This is a genomic window from Salinivibrio kushneri (assembly GCF_027286325.1).
Lineage (GTDB): Bacteria > Pseudomonadota > Gammaproteobacteria > Enterobacterales > Vibrionaceae > Salinivibrio > Salinivibrio kushneri_A.
On sequence record NZ_CP114588.1, the window covers coordinates 139,212 to 157,715 of the forward strand.

The 18,504-nt window shown below is 51.9% G+C and carries 21 protein-coding genes; 12 read left to right on the top strand and 9 right to left on the bottom strand.

The genetic code is table 11. The annotated features are described in order from the left end of the window. The first annotated feature begins 2 nt into the window (after positions 1-2). The 3 genes from N8M53_RS00670 to gntR all read left to right on the top strand — a co-directional run bounded on the left by N8M53_RS00670 (position 3) and on the right by gntR (position 3,101). Positions 3-503: a gluconokinase gene (locus N8M53_RS00670; RefSeq protein ID WP_269579135.1), complete on the top strand. Its 501-nt coding sequence runs from the start codon at positions 3-5 to the stop codon at positions 501-503. Then, positions 500-1,990, top strand: coding sequence for an NADP-dependent phosphogluconate dehydrogenase (gndA, locus tag N8M53_RS00675; protein WP_269579136.1), 1,491 nt, complete (start codon positions 500-502; stop codon positions 1,988-1,990). The genes N8M53_RS00670 and gndA overlap by 4 nt, the downstream gene beginning before the upstream one ends. Positions 1,991-2,099: 109 nt before the next feature. Continuing rightward, entirely contained in the window at positions 2,100-3,101 is a 1,002-nt protein-coding gene (gene gntR / locus N8M53_RS00680) for a gluconate operon transcriptional repressor GntR (RefSeq protein ID WP_269579137.1), read from the top strand. A gap of 453 nt (positions 3,102-3,554) precedes the next feature. Here the strand turns inward: gntR and N8M53_RS00685 are convergent, their stop codons facing one another. Beyond that, positions 3,555-4,418, bottom strand: coding sequence for a YicC/YloC family endoribonuclease (locus tag N8M53_RS00685; RefSeq protein ID WP_269579138.1), 864 nt, complete (start codon positions 4,416-4,418; stop codon positions 3,555-3,557). A 160-nt stretch (positions 4,419-4,578) separates the two neighbouring features. Here N8M53_RS00685 and rph point away from each other — a divergent pair, with 160 nt between their 5' ends. Further along, the gene (gene rph, locus N8M53_RS00690; RefSeq protein WP_046074690.1) at positions 4,579-5,298 is read left to right on the top strand and encodes a ribonuclease PH; all 720 of its coding nucleotides are present in this window, start codon (positions 4,579-4,581) and stop codon (positions 5,296-5,298) included. Between the two features lie 95 nt (positions 5,299-5,393). Beyond that, the gene (gene pyrE, locus N8M53_RS00695; RefSeq protein ID WP_269579139.1) at positions 5,394-6,035 is read left to right on the top strand and encodes an orotate phosphoribosyltransferase; all 642 of its coding nucleotides are present in this window, start codon (positions 5,394-5,396) and stop codon (positions 6,033-6,035) included. A 68-nt stretch (positions 6,036-6,103) separates the two neighbouring features. Here pyrE and slmA read toward each other — a convergent pair whose 3' ends face one another. Both slmA and coaBC read right to left on the bottom strand, forming a co-directional pair. Further along, positions 6,104-6,694: a nucleoid occlusion factor SlmA gene (gene slmA, locus N8M53_RS00700; protein ID WP_069361925.1), complete on the bottom strand. Its 591-nt coding sequence runs from the start codon at positions 6,692-6,694 to the stop codon at positions 6,104-6,106. Positions 6,695-6,889: 195 nt separating this feature from the next. Next, positions 6,890-8,140 carry a bifunctional phosphopantothenoylcysteine decarboxylase/phosphopantothenate--cysteine ligase CoaBC gene (gene coaBC / locus N8M53_RS00705; protein ID WP_269579140.1) on the bottom strand — a complete coding sequence of 417 codons (1,251 nt, stop codon included), beginning with the start codon at positions 8,138-8,140 and terminating at the stop codon, positions 6,890-6,892. Between the two features lie 245 nt (positions 8,141-8,385). Between coaBC and radC the strand changes: the two genes are divergently transcribed. The 5 genes from radC to mutM all read left to right on the top strand — a co-directional run bounded on the left by radC (position 8,386) and on the right by mutM (position 11,102). Further along, positions 8,386-9,069 carry a RadC family protein gene (radC, locus tag N8M53_RS00710; RefSeq protein WP_046074694.1) on the top strand — a complete coding sequence of 228 codons (684 nt, stop codon included), beginning with the start codon at positions 8,386-8,388 and terminating at the stop codon, positions 9,067-9,069. 185 nt (positions 9,070-9,254) lie between these two features. Next, entirely contained in the window at positions 9,255-9,491 is a 237-nt protein-coding gene (rpmB, locus tag N8M53_RS00715; protein WP_046074695.1) for a 50S ribosomal protein L28, read from the top strand. A 13-nt stretch (positions 9,492-9,504) separates the two neighbouring features. After that, positions 9,505-9,675, top strand: coding sequence for a 50S ribosomal protein L33 (rpmG, locus tag N8M53_RS00720; protein ID WP_046074696.1), 171 nt, complete (start codon positions 9,505-9,507; stop codon positions 9,673-9,675). 116 nt (positions 9,676-9,791) lie between these two features. Continuing rightward, positions 9,792-10,271 carry a hypothetical protein gene (locus N8M53_RS00725; RefSeq protein WP_269579141.1) on the top strand — a complete coding sequence of 160 codons (480 nt, stop codon included), beginning with the start codon at positions 9,792-9,794 and terminating at the stop codon, positions 10,269-10,271. Positions 10,272-10,289: 18 nt separating this feature from the next. Then, positions 10,290-11,102, top strand: a complete 813-nt coding sequence (gene mutM / locus N8M53_RS00730) for a bifunctional DNA-formamidopyrimidine glycosylase/DNA-(apurinic or apyrimidinic site) lyase (protein ID WP_269579142.1) — start codon at positions 10,290-10,292, stop codon at positions 11,100-11,102. On the opposite strand, the gene coaD is transcribed toward mutM, so the two are convergent. Next, complete coding sequence (gene coaD, locus N8M53_RS00735; protein WP_392397585.1) at positions 11,097-11,642, bottom strand: pantetheine-phosphate adenylyltransferase; 546 nt, start codon at positions 11,640-11,642, stop codon at positions 11,097-11,099. The two genes, mutM and coaD, sit on opposite strands and share 6 nt — an antisense overlap. Positions 11,643-11,761: 119 nt before the next feature. Between coaD and N8M53_RS00740 the strand changes: the two genes are divergently transcribed. After that, positions 11,762-12,472, top strand: a complete 711-nt coding sequence (locus tag N8M53_RS00740; protein WP_269579954.1) for a 3-deoxy-D-manno-octulosonic acid kinase — start codon at positions 11,762-11,764, stop codon at positions 12,470-12,472. 4 nt (positions 12,473-12,476) lie between these two features. On the opposite strand, the gene waaA is transcribed toward N8M53_RS00740, so the two are convergent. Continuing rightward, positions 12,477-13,736 (bottom strand): lipid IV(A) 3-deoxy-D-manno-octulosonic acid transferase, encoded by a 1,260-nt coding sequence (gene waaA / locus N8M53_RS00745; protein WP_269579143.1) that lies wholly within the window; start codon positions 13,734-13,736, stop codon positions 12,477-12,479. 76 nt (positions 13,737-13,812) lie between these two features. Here waaA and N8M53_RS00750 point away from each other — a divergent pair, with 76 nt between their 5' ends. Beyond that, on the top strand, positions 13,813-14,664 hold the full coding sequence (locus N8M53_RS00750) for a glycosyltransferase (RefSeq protein ID WP_077667426.1): 852 nt from the start codon (positions 13,813-13,815) through the stop codon (positions 14,662-14,664). Here the strand turns inward: N8M53_RS00750 and N8M53_RS00755 are convergent. Genes N8M53_RS00755 through lpxM form a run of 4 tightly spaced genes read right to left on the bottom strand, consistent with a single transcriptional unit; the run spans position 14,661 to position 18,486 of the window. After that, positions 14,661-15,695 (bottom strand): glycosyltransferase family 4 protein, encoded by a 1,035-nt coding sequence (locus N8M53_RS00755; protein ID WP_077667427.1) that lies wholly within the window; start codon positions 15,693-15,695, stop codon positions 14,661-14,663. The two genes, N8M53_RS00750 and N8M53_RS00755, sit on opposite strands and share 4 nt — an antisense overlap. Next, entirely contained in the window at positions 15,696-16,475 is a 780-nt protein-coding gene (locus N8M53_RS00760; RefSeq protein ID WP_269579144.1) for a glycosyltransferase family 2 protein, read from the bottom strand. Beyond that, the gene (gene waaF / locus N8M53_RS00765; protein ID WP_269579145.1) at positions 16,472-17,509 is read right to left on the bottom strand and encodes a lipopolysaccharide heptosyltransferase II; all 1,038 of its coding nucleotides are present in this window, start codon (positions 17,507-17,509) and stop codon (positions 16,472-16,474) included. Before waaF ends, N8M53_RS00760 begins: the two co-directional genes overlap by 4 nt. Beyond that, entirely contained in the window at positions 17,506-18,486 is a 981-nt protein-coding gene (gene lpxM / locus N8M53_RS00770) for a lauroyl-Kdo(2)-lipid IV(A) myristoyltransferase (protein ID WP_269579146.1), read from the bottom strand. Before lpxM ends, waaF begins: the two co-directional genes overlap by 4 nt. Positions 18,487-18,504: the final 18 nt, after the last annotated feature.

The following is an 18,504-nucleotide window of genomic DNA, read 5'->3' on the forward strand; positions in this document are numbered from 1 at the left end:
CAATGAAAGTAAAAAAACTATTAATCATGGGGGTTTCAGGGTGCGGCAAAAGCCTGATTGGCAGTGAAATTGCCCGTGCACTCGACCTGCCTTTTTATGACGGTGACGATTATCATCCCGCTGACAATGTAGAAAAAATGCGGCAAGGGATCCCACTGACTGATGCTGACCGCAGCGGTTGGTTACGTACCTTGAACCGTCTGTATACCGACAATGAGGCAGCGGTGATTGCTTGCTCAGCATTAAAGCCGGAGTACCGCGACGTGCTGCGACAAAACAACCCAGAGTTAGTGATTGTCTATCTGCAAGGGGATTACGCTACGATTTGGTCGCGGCTACAAAAACGGGCTAACCATTATTTTCATGGTGAGGCCATGCTGCGTAGCCAATTTGACGCCTTGGTCGAGCCCAGCCCCGAAGAGGCCTTGTTTGTCGATATCTCTTACCCCGTCGACACCGTGGTCGCGCACGCGTTGCAACAAATAAAGGAGATGGAGTCATGACGCCATCACAGATAGGTCTGGTTGGATTAGGTGTGATGGGGAAAAGCCTGGCTTTAAACCTGGTCGATCATGGCTTTAATGTCGCAGGCTTTGATATTGACCCGCATCACCGCCAAGCGGCGCTTGAGGCCGCGTTACCCCTCAATCAGGCGTCGGACAAGGGGCTGCTAACGGTGGTTGATTCGCTCTCTCAGCTGCTGGCCAGTTTGCAAACGCCGCGCGTTATCGCCTTGTCGGTGCCCGCCGGCGAGGTGGTCGACACGGTGATCGATGAGTTGCTAGCAGCGGGGCTCGCACCTGACGATATTGTTATCGACACCGGCAACAGCCTGTGGACGGATAGTGAGCGGCGCGCCCGCGACTACCAAGAGCAATTTCGATTTTTTAACACCGCCATTTCCGGCGGGGAAGTGGGCGCTCGCACCGGCCCCTCGCTGATGGCCAGTGGCGATGCGTCAGCGTGGGCGCAGGTTAAACCCATGTGGTTGGCGATTGCGGCAAAAGTGGATCACGCTGGTCAGCCTGTGAGCCAGTTTGAGCAGGGTGAACCGTGTGCCGCTTATTTGGGCGGTGCGGGTGTGGGTCATTATGTCAAGATGGTACATAACGGCATTGAATATGCGGACATGCAGTTAATTGCGGAAGCGTACCACTTTATGTCGCAAGCACTAGGACTGTCAGCGGTGGAAATTGGCCAATGTTTTGCTCGTTGGAACCAAGGGCCACTCAATAGCTACTTGATGGCAATCAGCGCCGAGATCTTGCAAACCCCAGACCCTATCACAGGTAAGCCGTTCGTCGAGGTGGTGCTGGATAAAGCCGGCCAAAAGGGGACAGGCATGTGGACGGCAGTGAATGCGCTGCAAACCGGTGTCGCGGCTCCGACCATTGCCCAGGCGGTGTTTGCTCGCGCCCAAAGTGGCTTAAAAACGGTGCGAGTGGCGGCAGCGAAAACCCGTACCAACTCAGCGGCAGTTGCGTATGATGATATTGATACACAGCTTGAAAACCTGCACGACGCCCTGTATTACGCCAAATTATCGGTGTATGCCCAAGGGTTTGACCTGATCAACACCACCGCGCAGCAACAAGGCTGGACACTGGACTTTGCGCAAATTGCCAAGATTTGGCGCGCAGGGTGCATTATCCGCGCGCAATGTTTAAGCGAGATTGCCAGCGCGTATCAACAGACGCCAGATGTCGCTAATTTACTTCTTGTCGCGCCCTTTGCCGAAGCGATGAACCGCCAAGCTCCCGGCTGGCGTGCGACCGTTGCCAGTGCCGCGCAAGCGGCGGTACCTATTCCCGCGATGGCGGCGTCATTGAGTTATTTTGATGCCCTGTACAGCGAGGTGTTACCCGCTAACTTGCTTCAGGCTCAGCGCGACTATTTTGGCGCTCATGGCTATGCACGTGTGGATGACGATGAGTCACGCCAGTACCATTTAACCTGGAGTGAGCAACCAAAGCGCCAGCGAATACGATAATAGAAGGCGCGCTGTGATGGGCGCGCCTTTTTGTTACACGTAACAACAAAAAGGGTCAAAGAGTGGGTATGATGGAGCCAAAACAAGACTGCATCAATGACAGACCCAGATGGCGAATAAGAAAAAGCGACCGACATTACAAGACATTGCCGACCGAGTCGGCGTCACCAAAATGACAGTAAGCCGTTGTTTGCGCGATCCGGCGATGGTCTCGGACGCCGCCCGTGAAAAAATCCAATTGGCGGTAGAGGAGCTGGGTTATATTCCCAACCGCGCCCCCGATATTCTTTCTAATGCGAAATCCCACGCGATTGGCGTACTGGTGCCTTCCCTGACCAACCAAGTCTTTGCCGAAGTGATCCGCGGGATTGAATCGGTTACCTCACCAGAGGGCTATCAAACCATGATTGCCCACTACAGCTACAGCGCCGCGCTTGAGGAGCAGAGCATTGAGTCTTTGCTATCGTATAACGTCGATGCAATCATTCTGTCCGAAAATGTGCATACCGATAGAGCGCGCAAAATGTTGCAAACCGCCTCGATTCCGGTGATTGAAATCATGGACAGCGTGTCGCCACGCCTCGAGCAAGCGGTCGGTTTTGACAACACCCAAGCCTCGCGGGATATGACCAACGCCCTGATTGAAAAAGGGCGCCAATGCATTGCGTATTTTGCCGCCCGTATGGATGAGCGCACGCGCTTAAAGCTTGAGGGTTATCATCAAGCGATTGCTCAAACCCAGCAAATGCCGATCAGTCTGCAAACTGAAGACGCCTCGTCATTTACCTTAGGGGCCAAGTTACTCGGCCAGATCCTTGAGTTACATCCCAAGGTGGATGGCATTGTTTGCACCAACGATGACTTGGCGATTGGCGCTTTATATGAATGCCAACGACGCGGGATCAAGGTGCCGGAACATATTGCGATTGCCGGTTTTCACGGCCACGATATCAGCCAAGCCATGCTCCCTAAACTGGCGACAGTGATCACCCCCCGAGAAGAAATCGGCCGCGTCGCTGCCACCGAGCTTATCGCCCGACTCCGCGGCGCCGACACCTGGCCGAGTCACATCGATCTTGGCTACCGCATCGAACACGGGGAGAGTATTTGAGGCAGGGATTGTCGTATGACTGTGAGGTGTTTTCTGCGAACGCTTAACTGAGGGATATTACGTGGGAGCTGGTCACCCCGATGCCAAACTTTATGTGGCAGCAAGCGGCGAAGTTGGCGGTAGGCTAGGGGATGGCGAATCTTTTGTAGACACTGGTTGGATGAATAATGTGGGAGGGTAGAGCAAGCGATGACTGAGACTACGTGGGCATTGATTGGGCTCTGGCTATTTTTTACTGCGGTATTCGCGTGGTGTGGGCTCAGCCTAAAAATCCAAAAAATGAGTCAAAACAGTGAAAAGCGGGATAACACAAGCGGTTAATACAGATTTGCTTTACCGCTCCCGCAAAAGGGGTCTATTCGCATAACGCTATAGGCGATACAAAACAACCCGACATGTAGAGCCGAGCTGTCTTTATATGGCTGATAGTTAAGCGCCGCGAACCGTTATTGATCACTCAATATTCTGGATCTGCTCGCGCATTTGTTCGATAAGCACTTTGAGCTCGACGCCGGAGGCGGTGATCTCGGTGCTGATCGATTTGGAGGCGAGGGTGTTGGCTTCGCGGTTGAACTCTTGCATCATAAAGTCCAAGCGTCGGCCGCAGGCGCCGCCTTTTTTGAGGATCTTGCGCGCCTCTGAAACGTGTGAGTCCAAGCGGTCAAGCTCTTCCGCAACGTCTACTTTTTGCGCCAGCATCACCATTTCTTGCTCTACGCGGGCTGGGTCGAGTTCCACTTGTGCTTCTTCTAAGCGCGTGGTTAAACGTTCACGCTGCCACTCAATCACGGTGGGCATCTTTTCACGCACTTTGATCACTTCAGCGCTAATGGCATCGAGTCGCTGCTCAATCAGGGCTTTCATGTTCTCGCCTTCGCTGGCACGTGCGGCGATAAAGGCATCAAGTGCTTCATCAAGACCGGCCAATAAGGCGCGGTGTAGCTCGTCGGTGTCTTGCTCCGGCGCTTCCATCACCCCTGGCCAGTTCAGTACTTGAAACGGATTGATGTTGCCCTCACCCGCGGTCTCTTTCACCCATTTGGCGGCGTGAATCACTTGTTTGGCCAAGGCTTCATTAATGGTGAGCTTATCTTGGCTGGCTTGTGAGGTATCAAAGCGCAGGTTGCATTCCACTTTGCCGCGGGCTAGGCGCTTGCGAAAACGCTCGCGTACCACAGGCTCAAGGCTACGTAGCGGCTCAGGCATGCGAATGTAGGTTTCGAGATAGCGCTGGTTGACGGAGCGGATTTCCCAAACCGCGTTGCCCCAATCGCCCTTGAGTTCTTGACGGGCGTAGGCGGTCATACTGTGGATCATGTGTACCTGCTCTTATGTGCTGAAGGTCAATGGCAAAGATTATACGCATCCATACCCTTGCCGTCAGCTCTCTTGGTCTGTGGGGTGGACAGGGATCGCAAGCGAGCGGAGAAACACGTATAATCGCGACCACATTCTTACAGTCAATAAGGTAACTTGCATGCGCCCAAGTGGAAGAGCACTCGACCAAATTCGTCCCGTTAGCTTTACCCGCGGTTTTACGGCCCACGCAGAAGGCTCTGTGTTGGTGTGCTTTGGTGATACCAAGGTGATCTGTAACGCCACGATTGAAGAGGGCGTGCCGCGCTTTTTAAAAGGCAAGGGCCAAGGTTGGGTAACTGCCGAGTATGGCATGTTGCCACGTGCAACCCACACCCGTAACCGTCGTGAAGCATCAAGCGGTAAACAAGGTGGCCGTACCGTCGAAATTCAACGTTTGATTGGCCGCAGTTTGCGCGCCGCGGTCGATTTAAAAGCACTGGGTGAGCGCACCATTACGGTTGACTGTGACGTGATTCAAGCAGACGGTGGCACACGCACTGCATCCATTTCTGGCGCGAGCGTGGCCCTGGCGGACGCACTTAACGCGCTGGTACGCGACGGCAAGCTTGCAGCTAACCCAATGCGTGGCCATGTGGCCGCCGTGTCGGTGGGTATTTATCAGCAAACGCCGATTTGCGACCTTGAATACGTGGAAGACTCGGCGGCCGATACCGACATGAATGTGGTGATGCTCGAAGATGGCCGCATGATTGAGGTGCAGGGCACTGCCGAGGCCGAGCCGTTTACCCCCGATGAGCTAAACGCGATGCTCGCGTTGGCCAGTAAGGGCATCGATGACATTGTCGTCGCGCAAAAATCGGCACTCGCCGACGCATAACAGATTAAGTAGCTCCCGCATCGGGGGCTATTTTTTTATCTATCCGACCCCGGGTGACATGTGGCGTGTTACCCAGACAACCAAGAGAGGAACGAATGAAAGCCTATCAGCGCCAGTTTATTGAGTTTGCCTTAGAGCGTGAGGTATTAAAGTTTGGCGAGTTTACCCTTAAATCAGGGCGGAAGAGTCCGTACTTTTTTAATGCCGGCTTGTTTAACACCGGGCGCGATTTGGCAAAGCTGGGTGAATTTTATGCGGCCGCGTTGATGGATGCAGGGATTGATTACGATGTGTTGTTTGGTCCGGCTTACAAAGGGATCCCGATTGCGACCACCACGGCGGTGGCACTTGCTACGCATCATGATGTGGATACGCCTTATTGTTTTAACCGCAAAGAGGCCAAAGACCATGGTGAGGGCGGCAACTTGGTCGGCAGCGCGCTGAGTGGCCGTGTGATGTTGGTGGATGATGTGATCACCGCAGGTACCGCCATTCGTGAGTCAATGACACTGATTCAAGCGCAAGGGGCACAGCTTGCCGGTGTATTGGTGGCCATTGACCGCCAAGAGCGTGGGCAAGGAGAGTTGTCGGCGATCCAAGAAGTCGAGCGTGACTTTGGTTGTCAGGTGGTTTCCATTATTAGCTTATCGGACTTGGTCACTTATTTAGAGCAAAGCCAAGCCGATCCGGCTCAGCTAGCGGCGGTGAAAGCGTACCAGGCGAGCTACGGGATTTAAGTTACGCGCGTGCAGCTGGCAGAGCCATTTAGGTGGCCTGTTGCACTACGCCAGTTGCACTGCGCTATTTACTGCAGTTGATTGGTGAGCAGTTGCCAGTATTGCTCGAAATTGGCAGTCGGCAACTGCTTAAATGACGAACGCACGTAGCGACAAAAGCCACCTTCCACTTGGCTAATCAATTGGCTGGCGAGCACTGCCTCATCCAATGGGAACCCTTTTCCTTCGCGTAAACGACGCTCGCGCAGTACTTGCTTAAGCTGCGCTTCGACGCGTTCAAACAGCTGGTTGATGCGCGCTTGTAATCTATCTTGCTCAAACATCAAGGCATGGCCTGTCATGATGCGCGTGAGCCCCGGGTTGCGCTCACCAAAGGCCAGCAGCAATTGCAAAATCAGTTTGAGGCGCACCAAGGTATCCTTTTCTTCCTCAATGATCAGGTTGATGCGGGATAACAGGGAATCTTCGATAAACTCGATTAGCCCCTCAAACATCCGCGCTTTACTGGGGAAGTGGCGATAGAGAGCTGCCTCAGACACCCCGACTTGCTCGGCGAGTTTGGCCGTGGTGATGCGTTGGCTGCCTTGGTTGGATTCCAGCATTTGCGCGAGCGCTTGAAGGATCTCTTCGCGGCGATTACTTTTTTTTGGGGCTGCCATGGATGCGATTCCTTTGTCTTTTTATCTGTCACACTGGCGACCGGTAAAGGAGGCATCATGGAGAGGTGCCGCCATGTGTGGATTTTTCCCCTATCTTAGCGACGAGGTCTCTGTATTAAAAGCAAAAAGCGTGGCCATGGCGCACGCTTTTGAACTTGTATTTTGGCGATAAGTAGGTTGCCCCTTTCACGCACCTCAGTGCTCATCCTGGATGGTTTGCTGTAAATAGCGGGCATGTATGTGCGCCATCACCTCGTGAGCTAATGTACGCTTTTCCGTGACCGGTAGGGCTTTGTCTCCCCCAGGCCAAAACAGGTGCAAGGCATTGCGATCGCTGTTAAAGCCTTGATCGGATTGGGATACATCGTTAGCACAAATCATATCAAGCGTTTTGCGCGTCAGCTTGTCACGCGCGTAGGCCGCTACATCTTGGGTTTCGGCGGCAAAGCCGACCGTAAATGGACGATGTGTTGTTAAGCCCGCTACCGAAGCAATAATGTCGGGATTTTTCACCATGGTGACCGTCATTGTGTCTTGATTGGCCTGCTTTTTCATTTTCTGCTCGGCCATGGTCTGTGGACGGTAGTCCGCGACCGCGGCACAGCCGATAAAAATGTCGTGATCGGTGATGCTCGCATGCACCGCATCATGCATTTGTTGGGCACTGGTGACATCAATACGCGTGACACCTGTCGGCACTGCCAAAGCCACCGGGCCGGAGACTAAGGTGACATCGGCCCCTAAACGGGCTGCCGCCTCGGCGAGGGCATAGCCCATTTTCCCTGAACTGTGGTTAGACAGATATCGGACTGGGTCTAGCGCTTCGCGGGTAGGGCCGGCGGTAATCATCACGCGCTTGCCTGAGAGCGGCTTGGGACCGGCCCAACGTTCGCATTCACCCACTAAGGCCAAAGGCTCGAGCATGCGCCCGGGGCCCACATCACCGCAGGCTTGCGCGCCACTGTCTGGGCCCCATATCAGGCAGCCGCGTGCACGTAGCCCACTTAAGTTCGCTTGGGTGGCGTGGGCGCGATACATTTGCTGGTTCATCGCCGGCGCAATCGCCAGGGGGGCATCGGTGGCCAAGCACACGGTGGTGAGCAAATCATTGCCCATGCCAGCGTGGATCCGGGCAATTAAATCGGCGGTTGCGGGGGCAATCAGCACCAAGTCGGCCCATTTAGCCAGTTCAATATGCCCCATAGAGGCCTCAGCCGCGGGGTCGAGTAAGCTATCCGATACCGGATGACCGGAAACGGCTTGCAGGGTCAGTGGGGTAATAAACTCTTTTGCAGCATGAGTCATCACCACCTTGACGGTAGCGCCACGCTCGATGAGGCGGCGGGTAAGGTCGGCACACTTATACGCGGCAATCCCGCCGCCCATGCCAAGCAGAATACGTTTACCGGCCAGCGTCTGGGCTGGCTGCTGTGAACTATTGGCCATAATGCTCTGTGTGTTGGAACATGAATGATAAAACCATACCATAATCCTTAGCGCAAAAAGCTTGTTTGAGCGCATGAATCCGCATGGGGTGTGATGTGCGTTGGGTGTGATATGGCTAGCGCACGGCTGAAAGCGTTGATGGTGGCTCATGATAAAATCGCGAACGCGCCGCAGTTACACGGAAAAGTCATTGCGGCATGAAAGGCGCTTACTTTAACTGGCGGCAACGTTGAAGAGGAATCACCATGAGCCTAAAAACCTTGCCGCAAGATTGTCGCCCCAGGGAACGCTTGTTAGCACGGGGAGCGGAAAGCCTCTCGGATGCCGAGCTGTTGGCGATTTTTTTACGCACGGGCGTCACAGGGATGAGTGCGGTAGCGCTGGCTGACCATCTGTTGCAGGATTTTGGTTCGCTCCGGGCGCTGATGGGCGCGGACCAAGGGGCGTTTTGTCAGCGAAAAGGACTGGGTAGCGCCAAATACGCCCAGTTGCAGGCGGTATTGGAGTTGAGTCGACGTTATTTAAAAGAAACCTTGAGCAAAACCGACGCACTCACCAGCCCAGACCATACTCGCCGTTACCTTTCGACCTTGCTGCGTGACCGACCTCGCGAGGCATTTTACGTTTTATTTCTCGACAATCAGCATCGCGTGATCGCCGATGAACAGCTTTTTGAAGGCACACACAATGCGGCGAGCGTCTATCCACGAGAAATTGTCCGTCGCGCGCTCGAGTTGCATGCGGCAGCACTGATTTTGGCCCATAACCACCCATCCGGCGTGGCAGAGCCGAGCCAGGCAGACCGACATATTACCGATAGAATTGCCAATGCCTTGTCATTAGTGGATGTTCGCGTGCTTGATCACCTAGTGATTGGGGACGGAGATGTGGTATCGTTCGCCGAACGAGGTTGGTTGTTATCCCCTTAAGGATCGCCATTGGCGAAAAAAACGATCAAAAAGCGCATAAAAGGATCTGCTCGGGACTTGAGCAATGTGAATTCAGTTAGTATAATGCGCCACCTTTGATAGCCTTGACCTTCGACCTGACCTTAACGATGCAGGACTGGCGGACAAGGTTGATATCGAGCCGAAACGATTTTGGAGAGACTTTCATGTCACGAGTATGCCAAGTAACTGGCAAGCGTCCTGTAGTTGGTAACAACCGCTCTCACGCTAATAACGCCACCAAGCGTCGTTTTCTGCCGAACCTGCAAACTCATCGTTTCTGGGTAGAAAGCGAAAAACGCTTCGTTAAACTGCGTCTATCTACTAAAGGTATGCGCATCATCGACAAAAAAGGCATTGATTCTGTACTTACAGAAATGCGTGCCCGCGGTGAGAACGTATAAGAGGAATTAGAGAATGGCTAAAAACGGCGTTCGTGAGAAGATTCGTCTAGTATCCTCTGCAGGTACTGGTCACTTCTACACCACAGACAAGAACAAACGTAACATGCCTAGCAAATTCGAGATCAAAAAATTTGATCCTGTAGTTCGCAAGCACGTTATGTATAAAGAAGCCAAAATCAAGTAATTTGATTGACGCTTTGAGAAAGACCCAGCTTAGGCTGGGTTTTTTTATAACTAAAATCTGGCCGCATTTGTGGTTATACTGCGGAGGACAAGCGTAACGTCCTCAGGTGAACAGACATGAAGCTAAAGCGGCAGACATGGAATAACATCCTGATTCTCTCAGTGGTGGTTTTTTTTGGCTTAATGCTGCTGCCAGATTATTTGCGTCATCAACGCCAAGCACGGGCAACACCTGAGGGGGTGATTGCGCTGGTTGAGTCGCGCAGTGACGTGCTGTCGTTGCGGTTTTCCCATTTAACACTGACGCGTACGTTAGAGGGCTGGCAATCGGATAAACCCTTGGTGATTAGCCCGACAGAGCTTGCTCAGCGCTGGCTAGGGCTGACTGGGACGCAAGTCGATGACACCACCATGCAGTCATTGCGACCCCAATTAACGTCTCCCCGTACGTTGGAGCTCACCCGTCGCCCCGACCAAGAGCCCATCCGCATTACCTATTATCAACAACCCCAATTTTGGTTGATGCAAAACGAGCACGGCCAATGGCTAGCGGTATCGGTAGATAGTCGGTATCTTTTTCCGCTATCAAAGTCGTAAATATTAAGAGCTGTCTTTATGCCAGAGTTACCGGAAGTAGAAGTAAGCCGTTTAGGTATCATGCCGTATGTCGAAGGGCAAACGGTCACCGAGATTACCATTCGTCAGCCCAAGCTACGTTGGCCCATCCCCGAAACCTTACAACAGTTGAAAGGCCAGGTGATACGTCGCGTCACGCGTCGCGCCAAGTATCTTTTATTGGAGACCGACGTCGGTACTGCGATTGTGCATCTTGGCATGTCGGGCAGTTTACGCGTACTGCCAACCGCTTTTGCACCGGAAAAGCACGATCACGTGGATGTCACGCTAAGTAATGGTCGTGTGATTCGTTATCACGATCCGCGCCGTTTTGGCGCCTGGCTGTGGCAGGAAGGGGATTTACCGCATCCTGTATTAGGCAAGCTGGGCCCCGAACCACTCACTGATGCGTTTAACCCAGACTATTTATTGGCCAAGGCGGCGGGTAAAAAAATGGCGATGAAAAGCTTTATCATGGACAACGCGGTGGTGGTAGGCGTGGGGAATATTTACGCCAATGAATCGCTGTTTTGTGCTGGTATCCACCCTAAACGTCCTGCAGGGAGTCTTTCCTTTGCCGAGGCGACAAAGCTGGTGGATGAGATAAAAACCGTGTTAGCGGCGGCAATTACGCAAGGCGGCACCACGCTAAAAGACTTTACCCAGGTAGATGGTAAAGCCGGTTATTTCGCTCAAGAGCTGCGCGTGTACGGTAAATCGGGTGCGCCGTGCCCCGCTTGTGGCGTGACCCTTGAGCGGATGGTTATCGGCCAGCGGGCAACCGTGTTTTGCCCGCAATGCCAGCCCTTATGAACGCTTGTCTTGCAGCTTTTCTTGCAACGCGGTCAGTACGCTAGGCGCGACAAACTCACTGGTATCACCGCCGTGTAACGCCACCTCTTTGACCAACGTCGAGGAGATAAATGAATGCTCCTCGGAGGGAGTGAGGAACACGCTCTCGAGCGCTGGCATCAATCGGCGGTTCATATTGGCCAGCTGAAATTCATACTCAAAGTCAGAGACCGCGCGCAAACCGCGCACCAGAATATTGGCCTGGTACTGCTTGGCAAAATTGACCAGCAACCCTGAAAAGCCCACCACTGAGACATTGGGAAGGTGTGCGGTGACCGCTTGCGTGAGCGCCACTCGCTCATCCAGGTCGAACAATGGCTTTTTGCTTGGGCTAGCCGCGATCCCCACAATCACATCATCAAACATTCTTGCCGCCCGCTCAATCAGATCCAGATGGCCATTCGTGATGGGATCAAATGTGCCTGGGTAAATCACGCGTGTATGCTGTTTGTGTGTCACGAGCTTTTCCTTAAAAACGTTGATCTGGGAAGAGGTTATCAAATCCTTGTCCATCACGCATTGTTCTTGCAGCGCCGTGACCTCTCGCCTGTGAATCCATTGACGAGCAAGGTACACTGATGTGCGCCAGCGTCAGTGCGCAAACAGGAAAAACCGTGAGTATAGAAGTAGAGCAACGTGACAACGAGTGTATTTGGTACGACCCTGCCTTGGTGGAGGGCGACCCTCGTCAGTATTTTGATATTCATTTTTGGCACCAACAAGCGGCCGTCACCGGCTCAGCGAAAGGGCGCGGTACCACGTTTTTTATTCGAGGGCCGAAAATGGAGATGGCGTTACGTCATTACTACCGCGGTGGCGTGTTTGGTAAATTCGTGAAAGATCAGTATTGGTTTCAAGGGTGGGAAGCGACTCGTTGTGGCGCTGAGTTCAACTTACTGGCCTATCTTCGCGAGAAAAAAATGCCGGTACCTCGTCCTGTTGCCGCGCGTGCAGTAAAAAATGGCCGTACCTATCGTGCCGATATCTTGGTGGAGAAAATCCCAGGTGCGCGCGATCTGGTTGCGGTCTTGAGTGAAAATAGCTTACTTGCCCATGATTACCGTGCCATTGGTCGGTTAGTTCGCCGCCTACACGACGCCGGTGTGTGTCATACCGATCTGAATATCCACAATATTCTCCGTGATAGAAAAGGAAAGTTGTGGCTGATTGACTTCGATAAGTGCCAGCAGCGCGATGGCGAGCAGTGGAAAGAGGATAACCTTGCCCGCCTTCATCGCTCGTTTAAAAAAGAAAAAGAGAAGCGTCAGATCCGTTGGCAACCCGAAGACTGGGCTGCCGTATTAAAAGGCTACAATCATATCCGTAAGTAAGACGCTAGCGCGGGCGATTAAGCCAGGGGGCGAGTGCCTGCAAGGTGCGCTCGACCGCGCCACGATTTTGTTCAACCACAGAGAGCCCAGCGTTACCCGCTTGTGCGGCAAGGGCGGGGGCACTAAAAAAGGCCCCTATTTTGGCGGCGAGGTCTTGGTTGTCGTTACACACCTGCAGGGCGCCTGCCTCAATCAGCGCGTCGCCAATCACTTGGAAGTTATAATAGCTTGGGCCAGTTAAAAGGGGCTTGCCTAACGCTGCGGGCTCAAGCAGGTTATGTCCTCCCACTTTTGTGCCTAAAAAGCTGCCCGCCATCACCACCACATCCGCGGCTGCTAAGTAGGTCATCATCTCTCCCATGGTGTCACCAAGGTAGACTTGGGTGCTGATCGCCAGCGGCTCACCCTCGGTGCGTCGTTGTACGCTGAGCCCTTGGGTGGCCACTTGCTGGGCGACATCATCAAAACGTTCTGGGTGACGAGGGACCAATATCAGCAAGGCGTCTGGGTAGTCGCGCAGTAATACACTGTGAGCGGCGAGCAAGGTGGCGTCTTCTCCCGCGTGAGTACTGGCACCTATCCAACAAGGACGCTCTCCACGTGTTTCACGAAGTGCGGCACCCAACGCCGGATCCACGGCTTTAATATCAAATTTCACCGAGCCAGCCACCGCGAGCTTGTCGTCAGCAACACCGAGGCTTGCAAAACGCGCCTGATCGTTTTGATGCTGACAAACGATTAAGTCGATATGTTTGCTCATGGCTTGAAAGAGCGGTGCGATTTTTTGGTAGCGTTGACAAGCTTTTTGAGAAAGCCGGGCGTTGATGACCGTGATGGGGATGCCCGTTCGACCCACATGATGCAAGGTATTTGGCCAAAGCTCGGTTTCCATAATCACGCATAAACGGGGAGAGACCGCACGGAGAAAACGTTTTACCGCAAAAGGGAAATCAACCGGCATATAGCGGTGTATGACACCATCGATACGCCTGGCTTGCTCAGCTCCTGTGGCGGTGGTAGTGGTAACAAGAATCGCGACATCTGGATAGGCTTGTTGCAGCGCGCTGATCACCGGCTTTGCGGCGAGGACTTCTCCCACCGATACTGCGTGCAGCCAAATAGGCTGACCGTCTACGTTGGGCGTGCCACCAAAGTGTTCACGCCACCGCTCGCCAACAACAGGCTTACCAGGCCGTTTGCGATAAAGCCCAAAAAGCAGAAAAGGGGCGGCAAGCGTGAGTAACAGTGTATATATCCAGCGCACAAGTTGGCTCTCGAACTGACCACAAATAAGAGTGTTATGATACAGTTGTCACAGCATTTATTGAACAGCGCTCTTTATGAAAAGTAAATCTGCCACCTTGATTATTTCCTTTTACAATAACAAAAACGCTTTAGAGTTGATTTTTCAGTCGCTGACTGAGCAGTGGAATCATGATTTTAATGTTGTGGTCGCTGATGATGGGTCGAAAGAAGAGGTGAAAAATTGGCTATCTGTAAAAGTAGAACAACTGCCATTTTCTGTTACACATGTTTGGCATGAGGATAAGGGGTTTAGGAAAAACAGAATTCTTAATAAGGCGATACTCGCCTCAAAAAGTGACTATTTGATTTTTATTGATGGTGATTGTGTTCCTCAGCATGGGTTTGTCAGAGATCATCTGCAAGCAGCTGAACGGGGGACCGTGGTGTGTGGACGTAGAGTCGAGCTGTCTAAGAAGTACACGGATTTACTGGTGAAAACTAATAAAAAGTCGACATTTAGTCATAAGTATATGCTATCCATGCTAGTTGACTATCTAGTTAATCGAAGGGAGAAAAACACGACAGAGTACACGGGCAAACACCTTAAAAATGGCCTGTGTTTGCCTTGGTTACAACGTTTAATGAGTATTTCCTCGAAGCCAAGATCAATTATAGGGTGTAATTTTTCTATACATAAGAAAGACCTAGAAAGGATAAACGGTTTTGATATGAACTATGAGGCGCCAGCAGTGGGTGAAGATACTGATATAGAATTCAGACTGAAAGGTGTGGGCGTACGAACCAAGGCTATCAAGTTTGGCGCAGCGTTGTTACACATGTATCACCACGAATTACCGAGGTCTTCAACTAACAAAGATATCTATCATAAAACCGTTCAAGAAGAAGCGTTTTGGGCTTCCAATGGCCTCGACAAGCTGAAAAGCTAATCCTTTACTTCTTTATATAGAACTTCATATTTTCTAGCGCATTCAGATATGCCAAACTGGCCTATCCTCGTTTCGGAGTTTTCCTTTATGTAGGAAAGTGTGACATCATCTTTGCTGATATTGTGAATTCTCGCAGCGAGAGATGCGCTATCCCCTGGTGTGATTAAATAGCCACTAATGCTGTCTTCAATGATATCAGGGATCCCGCCCGCGCGAGCGCCTATCACGGGAAGCCCTGCCGCCATCGCTTCTAAAATGACTGAGCCCAATCCCTCTGTATAGGACGGGTGAACGAGCAAATCGGCCGCCGCGAACCAATCTCCCATATTGGCTTGTTTACCCATAAACTGCACATTTGTGAGCCCCTGAGCTTGCGCCTCTAAAGCGTCACGCTCTTTGCCGTCACCGAGTAAGCAAAACTGAATGTCAGGTGATGTATCAGCCAGTAATCGTGCAGCTTCAATCGTGACATCAAAGCCTTTATGCGCATACATATTGGCGGCATGAATCACCAAGAACTTGCCACGAAAGTGCGCGTTGATTTGCTCAACCTTATCTTGCGAGACAGGGTAGGTGACAGGAGAGCTAGGGATTTTGACTAACTTGGCATCAGGGTGGCGTTTTTCTAGTTGATGGATGATCTCCGAACTCAAACCGACCAGCGCGCTGGCTTTGCGGTACGCCAGTTGAGATAACCACTTTTTCTTTAAAGGGTTATCGATGCGGCGTGTCACTATGTAGGGCACGCGGTGCAATAGGTGTTGAAACAGTGCCCAATAAATGGCACGGCCTTCGTGAACATGGATCAGATCGCATGTCGCAGTGATTGAGCGCCCATGTTGCCGAGTGTAGTGCGGACAAAGCACGATTTGGCATTGAGGTATCGCGCGAAGCTCGTCGAGCAGCTGGCTTTTAGGGTTCACCACCGCCGTGAGCTGGTAGCCCATTTGGGCTTGTTGCTGGATTAAGGTGAGGGTTTGGCGTTCCCCACCACTAAAGCCTGACGCGAGATTGACGTGACAAATGTGCATTTAGGGCGCCTTTTTCACATATTCTCTCAACCATAGATCTGCGTAACGCGTAAAAACAACGTTCGCACTCAATAGTGCAAGAACCAACCCATGTCTACCATCTAAAAAACCCTTCCTTAAAAAATACATTTTTATAAATCTGAATATAGAATGGGAGATAGCTTTTGATAAGCTTGATGTCTTCTTCCCTTCTCGCTGATCGCTCCACAACTTAATATACTGATTGGTTTTCGCTGTATATTCATGAAGGTATTTGAAGGTATTGTGTTTTAATATACCACCTAGATATATTTTTTTATGGGTGCTTGGCACAACAACGTGTTCATGTACTAAAGAATCTGAATAGTGCGCTTCTGATGCTTTATAAAGGCGACAAATCCAATCAGGGTGCCAACCAGAATGTTTTATCTCTTTTCCAAAAGCTTTAGATAGTCGATTAACATAAAAAACACAATTAGGTCGAACTTCATCAAGAGCATGAAGAATGCTCTCTTTAAGCTCAGGCGTCACTATTTCATCTGCATCAAGCCAAAGTACAAAATCACTGGTCACGTGGGACTGGGCTCGCTGACGTTGCTTCCCGAAGCCAGGCCAATCAGTGGTAACGTAAACTTTGTCAGTAAAACGTTTGGCTATATCAACAGTGTTATCTGAGCTTCCTGAATCCAAAATGACGATCTCATCTACCCAATTACATACCGACTGTAAACATTGTTCAATGTTATCTGCCTCATTCTTGACGATGAGTGCAGCAGCAACCGTGTTGATGTTTTTGCTCATTGGTTATTACCCACCTTAATTAAAGAAGCAACTCGGCTCGGGGCGAGATCGTTTAAACATTTTAAGTGCCCTAGGGGACATTCGCGCTGGAAGCAAGGACGGCACTCGATATCCGTGTGCACAATATCGACCTTACTGGTCAGCGGTGGGGTGTAATCGGGAGATGTTGAGCCGTAGATGGCTATCACTTGGCAGTTGACTGCCGCGGCGATGTGCATCAACCCCGAGTCATTGCTGACCACGGTTTGGCACGTACCCAAGAGGTCGACGGCTTCGATTAAGTTGGTTTTGCCTGCCAATACATGAATGTTAGGCGCGTTTTCTGCAAGAGCGGCAATTTTTTCACAGGTTTCAACATCTTTTGCTGAGCCAAATAGCCAGATTTGGTAGCCGTGTTGATGCGCTTGGCGTGCCACTTCAGCATAGTGCTGCTCAGGCCATTTTTTGGCGGGCCCGAATTCGGCACCCGGGCATAAACCAATCACAGGTTTGTCTTGATTTAATCCCAGTTTGGCGATGACGGCCGCTTGGGCGTCTGGGTCGATGTCTAGCGCCGGCTTAGGGAGGCTGTCTAGGCCGCCCAGCGAGGCAGAACTTTGCATCTCGGTGCGCGGGTGGGCCAGAGCAACATAACGCTCAACCATGTATTGAAACGCTTTCTTGTTGGGACGCAGGTCGTTGAGCAAGCCATAACGCATTTCACCTTTCCAGCCTATCCGCGTCGGTATTCCTGCAAACCAGGGGATCAGCGCGGATTTTGCGGAATTAGGCAGTACATAGGCTCGGTCATAGCTATGCTTTGCTAAGCGCCTGCCCAGTTGGTAGCGCTTACCAAGTGCCAATTCGCCATGGCCGAGTGGCATTTCAATGCTGCGATTAACCTCGGGCATGCGCGCGAGAATCGGCGCGCACCAAGCGGGCGCCATCACATCAATCTTGGCATCCGGGTGCTGTTGCTTGAGGGTTTTGTACAAAGACTGCGACATCACCATATCGCCGACCCATGATGGGCCAATGATTAAAATGCGTGTCATGATGCCCGTTTCCTCTTTGCCTCTTGGTAGATATTACGGCCATCCTCGCGGGTGCGCAGCAGTTGTAAGATCCACATGTATTGATCTAACTGGCCGTCGAGCATGGTCTCGATTTGTTGGTTCATCATGCGTGCGTCGGTGCGACTGTCTCCCGTTGGGAAGTCATTAAACGCAGGATGTACCTCGATGACGAACCGTCCCGTCTGGGCATCAAAGCCTGAAAGCACAGGGACAATATGCGAGCGGGTGACTTTGCTTAACTTGCCTAAACTTGGCAAGGTCGCTTTGGTCGCGGCAAAAAACGGTACGAACTCGCTGCTCTCATCTCGCATATCTTCGTCGGGCAAGTAGTAGCCCAAAAACCCGCGTTTAACTGCGCGGATAAAGGGTTTGATTCCTGCTTCGCGCTCATAACAGTTGCCGCCATATTGCACGCGTTGACGGTGCATTAGCCAGTCCAGCAGCTGATTTTTTTGCCGTTTTGAGAATGCCGCCACGGGGAGCCCTTGTGAGGCAAATAAAATCGCGGCTGCATCAATGGCCCAAGTATGGGGCACAAAGAGGATCACGGCCTCACCGTTATCAGTGTGCCGAGTGATATGTTCCATGCCAGTCACATCACAGTGGTTTTGAAGCCACTGGCGACTGCGCAAGGTGATCAGCGGAAAGCTCAGCAAAAAAGCCCCGGCGGTGGTCAAGGTGTCGACTAATATGGCTTCGCGTGCTTGCGCGGATTTCTCGGGAAAGCAGGCTTCCAGATTAAGCCAGGCGTTAAGGATCGTGCCTTTTTTCTTTTTAACCAGTTTGCGCGCCACCCATTGTGCGAAGCGATGCTTACCGCGCGCCGGCACCAGAAGGCTGAAAGGCATTGCGATGAGTAGCATCAGCCACGTGCCCCAGTATTTAGGCGCTAAGTAAGCACGCGAGAACGCTGGGTTATACGCGTGCGTGTCGTAGTCGTGTCGCTGTTTTGTCATTGCTCTTTCTCGCGTCCC

Bases quoted from the DNA above. Each gene is read 5' to 3' on its own strand.
- N8M53_RS00670 (WP_269579135.1), top strand. From the start codon at position 3: ATGAAAGTAAAAAAACTATTAATCATGGGGGTTTCAGGGTGCGGCAAA.
- gndA (WP_269579136.1), top strand. From the start codon at position 500: ATGACGCCATCACAGATAGGTCTGGTTGGATTAGGTGTGATGGGGAAA.
- gntR (WP_269579137.1), top strand. From the start codon at position 2,100: ATGGCGAATAAGAAAAAGCGACCGACATTACAAGACATTGCCGACCGA.
- N8M53_RS00685 (WP_269579138.1), bottom strand. From the start codon at position 4,418: ATGATCCACAGTATGACCGCCTACGCCCGTCAAGAACTCAAGGGCGAT.
- rph (WP_046074690.1), top strand. From the start codon at position 4,579: ATGCGCCCAAGTGGAAGAGCACTCGACCAAATTCGTCCCGTTAGCTTT.
- pyrE (WP_269579139.1), top strand. From the start codon at position 5,394: ATGAAAGCCTATCAGCGCCAGTTTATTGAGTTTGCCTTAGAGCGTGAG.
- slmA (WP_069361925.1), bottom strand. From the start codon at position 6,694: ATGGCAGCCCCAAAAAAAAGTAATCGCCGCGAAGAGATCCTTCAAGCG.
- coaBC (WP_269579140.1), bottom strand. From the start codon at position 8,140: ATGGCCAATAGTTCACAGCAGCCAGCCCAGACGCTGGCCGGTAAACGT.
- radC (WP_046074694.1), top strand. From the start codon at position 8,386: ATGAGCCTAAAAACCTTGCCGCAAGATTGTCGCCCCAGGGAACGCTTG.
- rpmB (WP_046074695.1), top strand. From the start codon at position 9,255: ATGTCACGAGTATGCCAAGTAACTGGCAAGCGTCCTGTAGTTGGTAAC.
- rpmG (WP_046074696.1), top strand. From the start codon at position 9,505: ATGGCTAAAAACGGCGTTCGTGAGAAGATTCGTCTAGTATCCTCTGCA.
- N8M53_RS00725 (WP_269579141.1), top strand. From the start codon at position 9,792: ATGAAGCTAAAGCGGCAGACATGGAATAACATCCTGATTCTCTCAGTG.
- mutM (WP_269579142.1), top strand. From the start codon at position 10,290: ATGCCAGAGTTACCGGAAGTAGAAGTAAGCCGTTTAGGTATCATGCCG.
- N8M53_RS00750 (WP_077667426.1), top strand. From the start codon at position 13,813: ATGAAAAGTAAATCTGCCACCTTGATTATTTCCTTTTACAATAACAAA.
- N8M53_RS00755 (WP_077667427.1), bottom strand. From the start codon at position 15,695: ATGCACATTTGTCACGTCAATCTCGCGTCAGGCTTTAGTGGTGGGGAA.
- N8M53_RS00760 (WP_269579144.1), bottom strand. From the start codon at position 16,475: ATGAGCAAAAACATCAACACGGTTGCTGCTGCACTCATCGTCAAGAAT.
- waaF (WP_269579145.1), bottom strand. From the start codon at position 17,509: ATGACACGCATTTTAATCATTGGCCCATCATGGGTCGGCGATATGGTG.
- lpxM (WP_269579146.1), bottom strand. From the start codon at position 18,486: ATGACAAAACAGCGACACGACTACGACACGCACGCGTATAACCCAGCG.